Origin of the sequence: Methylomonas stagni (genome assembly GCF_050154735.1) — a bacterium.
GTDB lineage: Bacteria > Pseudomonadota > Gammaproteobacteria > Methylococcales > Methylomonadaceae > Methylomonas > Methylomonas koyamae_A.
In genome coordinates, this window is the sequence record NZ_CP189557.1 from 1,900,136 (window position 1) to 1,913,814 (window position 13,679).

The following is a 13,679-nucleotide window of genomic DNA, read 5'->3' on the forward strand; positions in this document are numbered from 1 at the left end:
CGCTCAGCCAAGCGGCGGCGAGTCAAGACGACATCGATAATCGGAACTAGGGCCGGAAAAATCCGAGCGAGCGGTATCCGCGCGGCCGAAACCGAAGTCGGCTCGCCTTGCTGCCGTATCCAGGCGCAAAAAAACCGCCGGCCGGAGGACGGAGGCCGGTCGGTAAGCGGGCAAGTTCGGAGGTGCGCCGATTCGAAAACAGACGGCGAGCAAGCGTTGCGCCTAGCGGCGGCTTAGTAAAGATGGTAGGAGTTTCGCGGAGTGCGTTACCAGCGAGAGCTAAGGATTTCGCGCCTGTCACCACGGTCTACCCCCTTGGAAGGCGTTAGTAGGTTGCCAATAATGTGAATCGTAGACCAAAATTTTTTTTTAAGCGGTGAATTTTTTCACTCAATTACGCCTATGGGACATTGCAAAATGTTCCGACTCCCGTTCCATGAAATAAGCCTACATTTCGTAACGTTGACTTTATTCGGGTCTGGAGTTAGCTTGCAGACTCCGTTTCGACACTCGCGCCCCAGCCGAATCCGGTCCGGCCCGCGTCCTCGCCGAACGGCGCTTTCCCTACAACAACTACAGAAGGGGATCACAGCCATGCACATCTTCCGTTCGTTTCGCACCGCACGTACCTGCCGAATCGGTCTAGCGACACTCGGCCTATGCCTGATTCCGCACTTCGGTCAAGCCGCCGACCACAACGACCCTAACGCGATCAACTCGATTTTCGCCGACATCCCGCCGAGCGCCGCCGATTTGTACGATTTGTTCGGCTACCCCAGTGCCGACCAAGGTCAGGGCGAACAAGTCGTCGTGGCCTTGACCTTCGCGTCCATTCCCAAGGCCGGGGTATTCGATACCGACCTGCTCTACCGGATCCAATTCGATCCCGATCCGCGCGCAGCGCTGGGCATGGGCGACCAAATCGATTTGAAAAACCTGCTGAATTACGCCGAAGCGGTCGGCAAGAAATACATTAATTTCAAACCCGGCGAGGTGAGGGTCACGTTCAATCAACAAAACCAGGCGAAACTGGATTTCCTGGGCTTTCCAGACGGCGATTTCTCGCAGGTGATCGACACCAACAAAGTCGTCGAACTGAAAACGCCGAACGGATTCGCGATCAAGACCTTCGTAGGCGGCCGCGACGATGCTTTCTTCAACGATTTGCCCGGTTTTTTCCGATCGATCAACTACGCGCCGCAGTATTACCACGTGCCGGTCAAGGACAAAAAATCCGCCGAGGCCAGGATTCCTAAGACCTTGCTTGAACTGGAAGGCAACAGCTTTTTCAATTACGACAAAAACCTGCCTGACTGGGGCATCACGGTCAAAAAAGACCTACCGAAGCAGCCAATGAACTGGAACGGCGACCGGTTTTACAAGGATGCCAACGGTAATTTCCGCTTCGTTTATACCGGCCAGGACGCCCGCGCCGGCGGCAACGTCAACGCGATTGTGCTGGAACTGCCGCTGAAGTTTTTGACCAAAACCCCGGAAACCGAACGCATTGTCCGGACATGGGGCGAAAGTTGGATGCTGCGCGCATCGGCGAAGGCCAAGGCGATTCCGGAACATTCGCAATGGTCGTTGCTGGCCAAGCTCGGTGGCGCGCACGAATCGCCGGCGCCGGTGGCCGGCTTCAACAACCGTCTGAGCGATTACAAAAAAGTCGACGTAGACGGCGTACCCTTCCTGGATGCCGCGCTGAATCTGCGGGAAGACGAAAAGCAACTGGCCGACAACGTCAAACTCGGCGAGGTCTACGTCAAGCGCTTTGCCCACTTGGGCTGGGGCTTCGGGCCGTCGATCAACGCACTGGGGCTGAACAGTTGCTTCGACCATTCCAACGCGCCGGTCTCGGTGTTCAAGACCTACGATCTGGCGATCGAGGCCTTCAAGCGCTCCAAAAAGTGTTTTTTCCAACGGGTCAACATGCCGGACAACAGCTGGAACGTCAAAGGCCTGGACATCAAACCGCCGCGCACCTTCGAAATCTTTATTCCGAACGTCGCGTCGATAGATATGGATACCAACGGCTCATGGCCCTTCGGCCGGCGTCTGGAAGATCAGGTGGCGACGCGGTTTTTGTCCTTGTTTCTGGACATGGAAAACGGTTGCGGCGGCAAACCCTGCAGCGTGGAATCCTTGAACAACCCGGCGCTATGGGCTTCCGCCCCAATCGAGCCCAAAACCACGCCGAATCCGGTCAAAAACGACAAGCCGTTTTTAACCGAATTCCCGTATCTGGCCGAGCCCTGGTAAGCCGTTACCGAAGCCATGCACCGACCGGCAGGCGCGCCGCGTGGCGACCGCGTCCGCTCGCGAACCCGGTCAGCCACGAGAATGGCTCTCGCGGTGGCGGGCTGGATGCTGGCCGCCTGGGCGGGGCTGGCATTGGCACTGTTCGGCGCTTTCGAAACCACCGATTATCGTCGCGATTGGTCGAAGCTGACCGATTTAGCGGCCGGTACTTCGGGCGAAAGCCCGGTCAATCAGGCGATGTTGGCCGCCCAACGCTACTGGCTGAGCGCCACCCCCGGCGACAGCGCCACCGTCGAACAACGCTTGACGGCGGCGCGGCGCGCGGCGCCGGATAGCCCGGCGCTACGGATGCTGGAGGCCCGCTGGGCCGCTCACCACCATAAACCCGCCGAAGCAGCGGTTCATCTGGCCGAACTGGCCGCACAGGCCAATTGGGACGACGCGCCGAGCCGGCTCGGCTTGGCGATCGACATCGCCTTGCAGCAAGGCCGCATCGAAGATGCCCAACACTTGCTGAACGAATCGGCGCGGCAAACCGACTGGGCGCTGTTGGCCCAATACGCGTTGCTGATGGACAAAACCGGGCAAACCGAACTGGCCGATCGAGCCTATCAAGATGCCGAGGATTTGCTGTCCTCCAAGGCAATGCGCGATTTTGCCTGGCTGGAATTGCAGCGCGGCTACCTGGCATTGAGCCACGGCGATGCCGGCGCGGCCGAGGCGCATTACCGGCTGGCGCTACGCGCCTATTCCGGCTATTGGTTGGCCGCCGATTACTGGGGCGAATGGATGGCGGCGCAACGGCGTTACGCCGAAGCCGTGGCGGTTTATCGGCAATTGGCGCTCTGCACCCGCAAGCCGGAGTTTTATCAAAGCCTGGGCGATCTTTACCAATTCCTGGGCCAATCCGAGCCGGCGAAATACTGGCACGACAAGGCTTTGGATTTTTACCTGGATGCCACCCGCAATGGCCAAACCCAGTACTACCATCATCTGGCGGCCTTGTACGCCGACGCTTATCTGGACGGCACCAACGCCAGCGCTTGGGCGCGACTTGATCTCGAACAGCGGCCGAACGCCGTGAGCCACGATGCGTTGGCCTGGGCGCTGTTCCGCGACGGACAAATCCAGGCGGCGGTCGTTCACGCCCGTGCCGCGCTGAGCTACCGCTGGGAAGACGCCCATCTATACGGCCATGCCGGCATGATTCTGCTGGCGGCCGGATTCGACGCCGAAGGCCGGGCGGCGTTGGAACGCGCCCGGCAAATCAATCCGCATTACGACGATTTCCATGCGCATCGCTAGCCTTTGCCGGCTTTGCTTGTTGTGCTTCTGTCTGCAAGTGGCCGGCGGCTTGGCGGGCCGGCCTAGCTTTTCCCATCCGATTGCGCAAGGTTCGGCAACCTTGCATATCGGCACCGAGCAAATCTTGTTGGAGATGACGGTGCCGCTGGAGCAAATCGTTATCGCCAACCGAGGCGCGCCGGCCGACAGCGGCATCGACGCTCAAGCGCTGGATCGACATGGCGACTATCTGCTGGCCCACCTGCACCTTACCGCCGATTCCGTACCGTTGACCGGGAAAGCCGTGTCGGCACCCGCCGCGGTCAACCAGGCGTTGGTCTATCGGCTAGCCTATCCGCTGCCCGCCGAAAAGCCCGGCGTCGTGGCGATCGGCCAAAACCTGCTGCGGGAAATCGAGTTTGCGCCGGGCAATCCGTGGGAAGTCAGCTACCGCTTGAGCGTTTATCGAGACGGGCACTTGATTAATCAAGCGTTGCTGGCTTACCAAGAAATACTGAGACTATCGTTGGACGCGGCCGGCTTCGACAGTAGCTTGGGCTGGGATTACACGGTTCAGGGCTGGCTGCACATCCTGCACGGCTACGACCACTTGCTGTTCGTCGCCGGCCTGGTGCTGGCGGTCGGTTCGCTGCGCGAATTGGCGATCATCGTGTTGCTGTTCACGCTGGCCCACGGATTGACGATGACGCTGGCGGTACTGGATTGGTGGCGGGTATCGCCGCGATTGGTCGAGCCTATGATTGCGTTCAGCATCGTCGCGGTGTCGATGCAAAACATCGTCTGGCCCCGTCTCAGCCACGGCAAACCCAGGCAAGCGATTGCATTCGGCTTCGGCTTGTTTCACGGTTTGGGATTTGCCGGCGGCTTGTTGGACAGCATCGCCGCGCTATCGGCCGAGCAAGTGGCCTGGGCCGTCGCCGCGTTCAGCCTGGGCGTGGAGCTGGGCCATTTGAGTGTCGTGATACCTTTATATTACGGGCTGGCTTTGGTTGGTAGTCGCGGCGTGGCGGTACCGGCACCCAGCACTTCACAACGACTCGGTTCGCTGCTGATCGGTATCGCGGGCCTGCTGTATTGCTATTACTCGGTCAGCGCCGCTTTGGCCTGACTAGCTTGGTTCGCGGGGACCAACAAGACTTGTAACAGCCGGGCATTGCCATTCCGCACCAAGCATGCCAAATTGGCGGCATGCTTAAATCATCATCCGTTCCGCTGGAACCCACCCAACAACCGGTCACCAAGTTGAGCGGCATCGGCGCGCAATCGGCCGCGCGCCTGGAAAAGCTTGGCATTCGCACGCTTCAGGATTTGCTATTCCATCTGCCCTTGCGCTATCAGGACCGCAGCCGAATCACGCCGATCGGCGAATTATTGCCCGGCACGTCGGCGTTAGTCTGCGGCACGGTGGAGTTTATAGACGCCATCCAACGCGGCCGGCCCAGCCTGATTTGCCGGATCGGCGATGCCAGCGGCAGCTTATCGTTACGGTTTTTTCATTTCTCGGTGCAACAAAGCCAACAGCTCAAACCCGGTACCCTGATCGGTTGTTACGGCGAATTGCGTTACGGCTACTCCGGTTTGGAAATGGTGCATCCGGAATACCGGATCGTCCAGTCCCCGGAGCAACTTTGCGAACCGACGCTGACACCGGTCTATCCATTGACTGAAGGCGTGCCGCAAACCACGCTACGCAAGGCGGTCAAACAAGCGCTGACTTTATGTTTAAGCGAAGGCGGCGGTATCCGCGACTGGCTGCCGGCCGCCGTGTTGAGCCGTAATGGTTTTCCGCCGTTAGCCGAGGCCTTGCAAACCCTACACAATCCGCCGCCGCACTTAAACATTGCCGAGCTCAGCGACGGTCAATCCCCAGCCCTAAGGCGATTGGCGTTCGAAGAATTTCTGGCTCATCACCTAGCGCTCCTACAAGGCAAACAAAGCTTTAAACGCTGGCAAGCGCCGGAATTTCATTTCGAAAACTCAGCCAAGCAAGCCTTTATCGAACGACTGCCGTTTCGGCTGACCGGCGCCCAGCAACGGGTTAGCGCGGAAATTCAGGCCGACTGCGAGCAGGCCCAACCGATGCTGCGGCTGGTACAAGGCGACGTCGGCTCTGGCAAGACCGTGGTTGCCGCGCTGGCGGCCTTGATGGCGCTGCACAGCGGCTATCAGGTCGCGGTGATGGCGCCAACCGAGTTGCTGGCAGAGCAGCATTTCCGCAATTTCTCGACCTGGTTTGCCGACACCGGCTATCCAGTGCATTTCTTGACCGGCCAGCTCAAGGGCAAGGCCAGACAAGCCACCCTGCAAGCGCTGGCCGACGGCGGCGCCGGCATCGCGGTCGGCACCCACGCGCTGTTTCAGGACCAGGTGCAATTTCACAAACTGGGACTGATCGTCATCGACGAACAGCACCGTTTCGGCGTGCATCAGCGCTTGGCCCTGCGGGAAAAAGGCAGCAACACCGGCATGCGGCCTCACCAATTAGTGATGACCGCGACGCCGATTCCGCGCACGTTGGCGATGCTGCAATACTCCGATCTGGATATTTCGATCATCGACGAGCTGCCACCCGGCCGCCGGCCGGTGACGACTAGCGTCCTACCCGCCGAGCGGCGCGAGCAAATCATCGCCCGCATCGGTCACTGGGTCGTTCAGGGCCGCCAAGCCTATTGGGTGTGCACCTTGATCGAAGAATCCGAGCAAATGCAATGCGAAGCCGCCGAGAAAACCGCGGTGTTATTGACACAAGCGCTGCCGGCCGTACGCATCGCCTTGGTACACGGCCGCATGAAAACGGCGGACAAGGACGCCGCGATGCAGGCCTTCAAGCGTCACGAATGCGACTTGTTGGTGGCGACCACGGTCATCGAAGTCGGCGTGGACGTACCCAACGCCGGCTTGATGATCATCGAAAATGCCGAGCGCTTGGGTCTATCGCAATTGCATCAATTGCGCGGCCGAGTCGGCCGCGGCGACCAGGAAAGCTTCTGCGTCTTGATGTATCAAGCTCCGTTATCGCTACTGGGTAAGCAGCGCCTAGGCATTTTGAAGGAAAGCCACGACGGCTTCGTGATTGCCGAAAAAGACCTGGAATTGCGCGGTCCCGGCGAAGTGATGGGCAGCCGTCAAACCGGCCAGATCCAATTCAAAATCGCCGATCTGGGCCGCGACCGCCATTTGCTGGATTTGGTGGCGCCCACGGCCGCGGAATTGCAAAAGCTGGCGCCGGAAGCGATCGCGCCGCTGATCGAACGCTGGATAAGTCGCAACGAAACCGGCGAAATAGGTTTGATGCACGCGCCGTGACGGATGCGTCCGTCGGCCTGTGCGTGGACCAAGATGGACACAGGCTTGGGTTTTTAACAGCGCCGAGTTCTACGAAAACCTCGCCAAGTCCGGTGTTAGCCTTCGCACCAGAGATTGTTCAAATCGACCCGGTAAAGTGTTGCGGGCTGTGGTGTCTGCAAACTCTGCAATTTATTCTTCAGGCTTGCCGGCAAGAATGTCGCCGAATTTAAAACGAGCGTGAGTAAAGCTTGACTATTTCCGCTATCCGCCGGGCTTAAAAGCGTTCCGTCCCGCCAACAGTTGGGGGCTTTGTCCAGTTTAATATCCCTGGGACTCCATCCCAAGGTTTCGCGATCAATAACTGCGTAGGCTTCCTCGGAATTCGAGGATGTGAGTTCGGCGGTAATATCGGCGAAATCGTTTATTCGCAGTCGATCACAGGTGTCGCCGCCCAACAATGCGTAGACGCAGGCGATGTTCCGATTATTGACCGAACCTAAAACAAGCCTTTGGGGATGTTGTTCCGCGAACGCCACCAGCGCTCGACTATTCGCGGTAAACACTTGGTAAGCCTGCTGTTCCAAAAACGACAAACCGATGCCCCCGGCCAATGCTAAAAAAACCAAGAAATGGCCCAGTTTGCGTGGCAAACGCTGAATCGCGATACCGGCGAAAACCGCGATCGGCGCTAGAAACAAAGTTAAATAATTGGATTGTTTCATTGCAAACTTTAGCGGTGCCAACGACACCGGAAAAAACGAGAGCACCAATAACAAGGAAACTAGCCAATAAGCGGCATACGCAACGGCGCTAACGGACCGTTCGGAAAATATTGTTTTGATAGTCGCGCAGATACCGTACAACGCCAATACCGGTATTAACCAGGTATGTTTAATATCGAAAAACAAATAATAAAAATAGTACCAGGGACTATCTTCGCCTTGGTTTCCGCCAATAAAGCTACGATTAAGCTGACCGATGACGGTTTTAAAAGCGTGCAGCGGATCGCCCGCAATCATTGTCATCAGCGCAAAGTGAGCCAACAGCATCACCAGTCCGCCAAAAACCAAATAAATCCAGCCAAACTTCCAACAACGAAAAATCAGCGGGTATAAAAGAAATGCACTAAAAGTTAATACCGCCAACTCCTTGACCCAAAATACACAACCTAACGCGATACCGGTCAGAAAATAAGCCAATTTATTCCCGGTTGTTTCGGCCTTAAAAAACGCAATGAAGCTAGAGGTCAAAAACATCGACACCACGGGATCGGCATGTAGCCGTGTAGAAACGGCCACATGCAAGGGCATCAACGCCAGAAAAAGTGCCGAATAAATCGCCGTTTTGTGGTTGATCCCGTTCCAAACAAATCGAAATACCAAAGCTATCTCAATTAACGAACATAGCAGAGGCCATAAATTGGCTGTAAAAAGATTCACTCCAAACAGATAGAGAATGAAACCGGACGGAATATTGTAACCGTAGCGTAATGCGCCGTTGTAATTCGCGCTAGCCCATTCGCCGTAGGTAACATCAAGCGAGCGGCGGAGATAAACCAGATCGTCGGAACCGAAAGGCCCGTTAAAAAACACCAACCTTGTCGTCAACGCAATCGACAGGATAATAAACAGGTATAGAGAAAAGCGGTATCGCCGGTCCAAATAAGCGATGGGAAAGTTTGCAATCATTATCAACGAATCTCTTCGATAAAGAATCTTGGCCGTTGCTTGGTTTCCATGTAAACCTTGGATAAATATTCACCTAAGATGCCTATGCTCAACAACTGTATTCCACCGATAAAATAAATGGGCAAAACAGTAGAGGCCCAACCTGGAATTGTCGCTTCCAGAGCGAATTTAGCCACAAAAATCCAAACGACCATCGCTAAACTCGCCAAACTGACGCCAAGACCAATCCAAGTAATCATCCGCAACGGCACCACGCTGAACGAAGTGACGCCGTCGGCCGCCAGTGCCAACATTTTACTTAGCGGATACTTGGACTCGCCGGCAAACCGTTCGCCGCGTTCGTAATAGACTGTCGCGGTGTTAAACCCGAGCTGTGGAATGATGCCTCGCAAAAACAAGTTAACTTCGTTGAAGTCTTTTAAGCAATCGATCACTCGTTTGCTCATTAATCGATAATCGGCATGGTTATAAATAATATCGACACCCATCGTTTTCAACAACTTGTAATAAAGTTGCGCGGTCATTCGCTTAAAGAAACTATCGGTCTCTCGCGAGGATCGGACGCCATACACGATTTCGCAACCTTCGTTAAATTTATAAATCATTTCTTTAATAACCTGAATATCGTCCTGCAGGTCCGCATCGATCGATACAATTGCTTCGCCATCCGCATTAAAAAGTCCGGCAATTAATGCATTCTGATGACCGCGATTTCTAGACAACTTAATCCCTCGAATACACGCATTCTGTTGATTAAATTTCGAAATCAGTTCCCAGGTTTTATCTTTGCTACCGTCATCAACGTAATAGATAAAGCTATCCTGCGACACCAAGCCAAGCTCTTGCATCTCCTTCATTAACTCAAGCAACCGGCTATTCGTTTCGGGTAATACTTCTTCTTCGTTGTAACAAGGCAGCACTATCGACAATTTAGTATTCTTAAAAGATAGTTTAGGCTTAACGATATTTTCTATCGTTGACGTCTCGGGTTGAACCGCGCGTTTCCTAAAAATGACTATTTTTTGAATAAAGTAAGAAAGCACCGTCATTGGTGGCACCGCGATAGCGCCCGCTTGGTAGGCATCGAAGCCTTGGTTAATAAAAAACTCGATCAGACGAATGTTAAAAATATAAAGCAAGGCCCAACAAAATGCGAAACGGAAAAATAACTTGCCATTCGTATTCCGAAATACGAAACGCCCCTGAGTAATAAAGCTGAAGATAATACCAAGAATCAAAGCCGCCAAATTGGCTAACTTATAGTTTAATCCAAAGAATAATAGTAGAGCATAAACGGAGTAGCTGAACCCGGTATTGATCGTACCAACAACTAAGAAACGAAAAAACTGTGCATTAAATAGCTTGAATGAGCGGCCAGCACCCGAACTCCTTTTATTCAGATCCGCTTGAGTTGAATTTTCAAGCTGACGAGTCTGATTGTACTTTTTTCGCTTTGTCATAGCTCAACGCTGAAATTTTTAGAATGAATTTTATTTTATTATTTGCAGCTCTGATTAAGCTGAAAATTGTATTAGGCCAGCCGACAAACCCACATCCTATAACACGGATAAGATTTTATGATTGCTGTTCACGAGCGCTTGCTAATCCTTTGTTGATTTTCCAATTCAGCAAGAAAATAAGATACCTGACGGGATACATCCAAACCGGGCTGAAGATTTTGAAAATTCCGCGAACATGCCGACACTGGACGGCTTGTGCTTCGTCTAGCGACGCCCGGCGGTTGGCTATCGTTAACGACCCGGCATGCCAACAAAACGCCGCCAAGACCTGTTCTGTTTTAACGAACGCACCTACTCGCCGTAATTTCAGCAGCAGGTCCAAGTCCATCGTGTACTTTAATGTTTCATCCAATCCGCCAACCTCGGTTAACGCGCTACGCCGAAACAGGCAGGCTTCTTGCTTAATCAAACCAGGAACAAACTGCAATAAAAACGGCGCCGCGAACGGCGGACGGCGGGTAAAAAGCAAACTCCCGCTGCTATCAACATAATCGCAAGCGCCATAAGCAACGACGGCGGAAGCATCGCTGCCCAGCAAAGCGCTCGCGGTGGCCAGCGCCCCAGGACGCAGCATATCGTCGTCGCCCAGCCAGCCCGCATAGCGATGCACCGGCAACGCTTCCGAGAATCCGGCGTTCACCGCCGCTGAAATTTTTCCTGGATGCACCAGGACTCTTGCACCAAAAGCAGTTGCAATCTCTGAAAGCTCCGGTGTTTGAGCGGTAGATACCAACACGGTATCCACTAAAACACCTGCCTGGTCTTTAATAGACGACAGCGTTCTTCGCAGCGTGTCAAGCCGCTCGCCTAAGGTTGGTATCACAATCAAAATACGGGATAACTCGATATTTTCAGATGTCACTAACTGATTTCCTACAATGGGTATTTTTACTAAAACCTTATTATTTTGTTGACTGAATCAAACAGCATTCGAATCTTGAGAGCCTCAGATATCGCGACGCGTCGCTAAAAGCTCAATCGAACGATAACGCGGAATTGGCAACGCAAGTTTCTCTATCCACGCATACGCCGGGTTTAGGAAAATTCTCTGAACCTCTTTAATCGGTCTCCAGGCATGCAAAAGCCTGACGACAGGATGAGCAATCGGAAAAATCAAACGGGTAAGGCATTGATCATTTACGGTAAAACCACTGGCTTCTAATAATTTAACCACCGAATCCACCGAAGGATATTCTCGAAGATGCGTGGAATCGAGTACGCGCCGCCCGTCCGGCGCCTTGCGAAAATACCATGCGCCCGATTTTCTAATGACGGTACTGAGATACAACCAACCGCCCCGACGGGTGATTCTCGCCAATTCGGCCAGATATTCGAGTTCGTCCGGTACGTGCTCCAAAACCATGGTACTGATCGTCAGATCGACACTTTCGTCGGCCAATCCCGGAATATGGTGTCCTTCGGCCACAATGCCAGGATAGCCGGTTAATTCGCTGAATCGTCGAACGCGAATAGGCGACATATCGACGCCGATTACTCGGCTATTGACAGCGATATGACTATTCTCGGACAACGACCAAACCAAATGCCCATCGCCGCAACCCACATCCACCACGGTGGGATTTGATTGAATTAAACTCAGCGCTTTTACCAATAACGGCGGAACGTGGCGACTAAAAAAATGTATCGATTTTTGGGAATACTCTTCGAAATCCGATTGACTCATAAAACGCTCAGTTACTCTATAGTGCCTGGAAGCTAAGTTCAAACATCGACAGAGCCCTGCCGAAATTCGAATATGAATTCGAATATGCAATTGAATATTTTTAATTTAAAAAATATCAGGCTTAATTTTAAATAAATATACCCATTCCATCTAAAGCGGCCCGCCAGCTGATTTCAACACCTCGGATAAGCTAGCTTTCCCGCTTAGACTTTTCAGTTCCGGTTGAAATATAGCCTATTGCAGAAGTTTTCTATAGACAATTTTAGGAGATGCCGTCTCTGTTACGGCCTTGGATAATTTGAAACTGTAAGCGTGCCGTCTTGATTTGGCGGAACATCCCTACGCCCGGCGACCGGTAAGCGCCGTTCTGGTTCTCGGCAGCCAAGCGGTGAGCGCTGGGGCGGGAAACTTGAGAGCAGCGAAGCCGAAGCCATGACTTCGTTTCAGCCAACGCGCGCCCTCAACAAAAACTTGTCCGGCGCGCTATCGAGGCTCGGCAGGTAGCCAACCGGTCAGGACCATCAACACCGTGTTTCCTTCGGCGCCGACCGCTGGCAATATTCCTTCTAGCTCGGCCCGGCGTTCATCCTTTGGCGCCACTGCTCGACGCGTTGCGTCAGTTCGTCGAGATCTAGCGTCGTCAGACGGCGTTGACTTAGTAAGGGCTTGCCGGCTACCCACGCGTCGCTGACTTGATGCCGGCCGGCCGCGTAGACGATTTGTGCGACCGGATGAAAGCACGGCTGAGTTTCCGGGGCGCTTAAATCGATGGCCACGACATCGGCTGCCTTGCCGAGCACCAGCGAACCGATCTCGGTGTCCAAGCCCAGCGCTTTCGCGCCGTTGATCGTCGCCATCTCCAGCGCCGTCCAGGCCGACACCACACTGGCGTCGCCGGCGACGCCCTTGGCCAATAAGGCCGCGGTGCGCATTTCGCCCAGCATATCCAGATCGTTATTGCTCGCGGCGCCGTCTGTCCCCAACGCCACGTTGATACCGGCCGCCAAGCAGTCCGCCACCGGACAGAATCCGCTGGCCAGTTTCAAGTTGGATTCCGGGCAATGGACAATATGCGCGCCGGTCTCGGCGAATTCGGCGATTTGCTCGGCGGACATCTGGGTCATGTGCACGGCAATGAACGAGGAAGTCAGCAAACCCAGATCGCGCAAACGTTGCAACGGGGTCTGGCCGGTGTTGGCCAATTGTTGTTCGACCTCGTGGGCCGTCTCGTGCACATGCATATGCAGCGTCAAATTCATCTCGTCGGCATAGGTCAGCGCCCGGCTCAGCGGCGCGTCGGACACCGTATACGGCGCGTGCGGCGCGAACGACAGGCTGAGCAGGCTTTCGTGGCGCAATTGTTCGTGCAGGGCCAAACCCTTGGCCAGATAAGCGTCGGCGTTTTCAGCCCACAGAGTCGGAAAATCGAACACGATCAAGCCGATATTGGCGCGAATTCCGTGTTGCAGCGCTTGTTGCGCGGTGATTTCCGGAAAGAAATACATATCGTTGAAACAGGTAGTACCGCCACGCAACATTTCAGCGATGGCTAAATCGGTACCGTCGCGCACAAAGGCCTCGCTAGCCCATTGCTGTTCGGCGGGCCAAATGTGGTTCTGTAACCAATCCATTAACGGCAGATCGTCGGCAAAGCCGCGCAGCAAAGTCATCGCCGCATGCGTATGGCAATTGATCAATCCCGGAATTAGCGCATGCCGGTCGCGTATCTCCAGCACCCTGGGACGATACTTTCGCAGGGCAAGGTCGCTAGGCAACAAATCGACAATTCTGCCGCCGTCTATCGCTAGACTATAGTTATCGTAAACTACCGAGGCCGGTTCCACCGGTATAATCCATCGGGCCTGTATCAAAAGGTCGACCTGCATGGGTACTCCCGAGCTGAAAAGGCGATGATTATACCGCGCCGCCGTA

At 54.3% G+C, this 13,679-nt stretch carries 10 protein-coding genes and 1 pseudogene; 5 read left to right on the forward strand and 6 right to left on the reverse strand.

Annotation, left to right across the window (positions count from 1 at the left end):
* The first annotated feature begins 594 nt into the window (after positions 1 to 594).
* The 4 genes from ACP4CD_RS08895 to recG all read left to right on the forward strand — a co-directional run bounded on the left by ACP4CD_RS08895 (position 595) and on the right by recG (position 6,873).
* Positions 595 to 2,262: a DUF4331 family protein gene (locus tag ACP4CD_RS08895; protein ID WP_426994290.1), complete on the forward strand. Its 1,668-nt coding sequence runs from the start codon at positions 595 to 597 to the stop codon at positions 2,260 to 2,262.
* A gap of 81 nt (positions 2,263 to 2,343) precedes the next feature.
* Positions 2,344 to 3,567: a hypothetical protein gene (locus ACP4CD_RS08900; RefSeq protein WP_426994291.1), complete on the forward strand. Its 1,224-nt coding sequence runs from the start codon at positions 2,344 to 2,346 to the stop codon at positions 3,565 to 3,567.
* Positions 3,554 to 4,675 (forward strand): HupE/UreJ family protein, encoded by a 1,122-nt coding sequence (locus tag ACP4CD_RS08905; protein WP_426994292.1) that lies wholly within the window; start codon positions 3,554 to 3,556, stop codon positions 4,673 to 4,675. Before ACP4CD_RS08900 ends, ACP4CD_RS08905 begins: the two co-directional genes overlap by 14 nt.
* An 80-nt stretch (positions 4,676 to 4,755) precedes the next feature.
* Positions 4,756 to 6,873, forward strand: a complete 2,118-nt coding sequence (gene recG, locus ACP4CD_RS08910; protein WP_426994293.1) for an ATP-dependent DNA helicase RecG — start codon at positions 4,756 to 4,758, stop codon at positions 6,871 to 6,873.
* A 95-nt stretch (positions 6,874 to 6,968) separates the two neighbouring features.
* Here recG and ACP4CD_RS08915 read toward each other — a convergent pair whose 3' ends face one another.
* On the reverse strand, positions 6,969 to 7,577 hold the full coding sequence (locus ACP4CD_RS08915) for a hypothetical protein (RefSeq protein ID WP_426994730.1): 609 nt from the start codon (positions 7,575 to 7,577) through the stop codon (positions 6,969 to 6,971).
* 165 nt (positions 7,578 to 7,742) lie between these two features.
* Here ACP4CD_RS08915 and ACP4CD_RS08920 point away from each other — a divergent pair, with 165 nt between their 5' ends.
* Positions 7,743 to 7,970, forward strand: a complete 228-nt coding sequence (locus ACP4CD_RS08920) for a hypothetical protein (protein WP_426994731.1) — start codon at positions 7,743 to 7,745, stop codon at positions 7,968 to 7,970.
* On the opposite strand, the pseudogene ACP4CD_RS08925 reads toward ACP4CD_RS08920, so the two are convergent.
* The 5 genes and pseudogenes from ACP4CD_RS08925 to ACP4CD_RS08945 all read right to left on the reverse strand — a co-directional run.
* Positions 7,956 to 8,543, reverse strand: a pseudogene (locus tag ACP4CD_RS08925) (ArnT family glycosyltransferase); the annotation flags it as partial. The gene ACP4CD_RS08920 and the pseudogene ACP4CD_RS08925 overlap by 15 nt on opposite strands.
* Positions 8,544 to 8,545: 2 nt before the next feature.
* Positions 8,546 to 10,003 (reverse strand): glycosyltransferase, encoded by a 1,458-nt coding sequence (locus tag ACP4CD_RS08930; protein WP_426994294.1) that lies wholly within the window; start codon positions 10,001 to 10,003, stop codon positions 8,546 to 8,548.
* A gap of 115 nt (positions 10,004 to 10,118) precedes the next feature.
* Positions 10,119 to 10,925, reverse strand: coding sequence for a glycosyltransferase (locus ACP4CD_RS08935; RefSeq protein ID WP_313728470.1), 807 nt, complete (start codon positions 10,923 to 10,925; stop codon positions 10,119 to 10,121).
* A gap of 84 nt (positions 10,926 to 11,009) precedes the next feature.
* On the reverse strand, positions 11,010 to 11,747 hold the full coding sequence (locus ACP4CD_RS08940; RefSeq protein ID WP_064029892.1) for a class I SAM-dependent methyltransferase: 738 nt from the start codon (positions 11,745 to 11,747) through the stop codon (positions 11,010 to 11,012).
* Positions 11,748 to 12,313: 566 nt separating this feature from the next.
* Positions 12,314 to 13,633: a TRZ/ATZ family hydrolase gene (locus tag ACP4CD_RS08945; protein ID WP_426994295.1), complete on the reverse strand. Its 1,320-nt coding sequence runs from the start codon at positions 13,631 to 13,633 to the stop codon at positions 12,314 to 12,316.
* Between the last annotated feature and the right edge of the window lie 46 nt (positions 13,634 to 13,679).

Bases quoted from the DNA above. Each gene is read 5' to 3' on its own strand.
- ACP4CD_RS08915 (WP_426994730.1), bottom strand. From the start codon at position 7,577: ATGAAACAATCCAATTATTTAACTTTGTTTCTAGCGCCGATCGCGGTT.
- ACP4CD_RS08895 (WP_426994290.1), top strand. From the start codon at position 595: ATGCACATCTTCCGTTCGTTTCGCACCGCACGTACCTGCCGAATCGGT.
- ACP4CD_RS08900 (WP_426994291.1), top strand. From the start codon at position 2,344: ATGGCTCTCGCGGTGGCGGGCTGGATGCTGGCCGCCTGGGCGGGGCTG.
- recG (WP_426994293.1), top strand. From the start codon at position 4,756: ATGCTTAAATCATCATCCGTTCCGCTGGAACCCACCCAACAACCGGTC.
- ACP4CD_RS08945 (WP_426994295.1), bottom strand. From the start codon at position 13,633: ATGCAGGTCGACCTTTTGATACAGGCCCGATGGATTATACCGGTGGAA.
- ACP4CD_RS08920 (WP_426994731.1), top strand. From the start codon at position 7,743: ATGTTTAATATCGAAAAACAAATAATAAAAATAGTACCAGGGACTATC.
- ACP4CD_RS08905 (WP_426994292.1), top strand. From the start codon at position 3,554: ATGCGCATCGCTAGCCTTTGCCGGCTTTGCTTGTTGTGCTTCTGTCTG.
- ACP4CD_RS08940 (WP_064029892.1), bottom strand. From the start codon at position 11,747: ATGAGTCAATCGGATTTCGAAGAGTATTCCCAAAAATCGATACATTTT.
- ACP4CD_RS08930 (WP_426994294.1), bottom strand. From the start codon at position 10,003: ATGACAAAGCGAAAAAAGTACAATCAGACTCGTCAGCTTGAAAATTCA.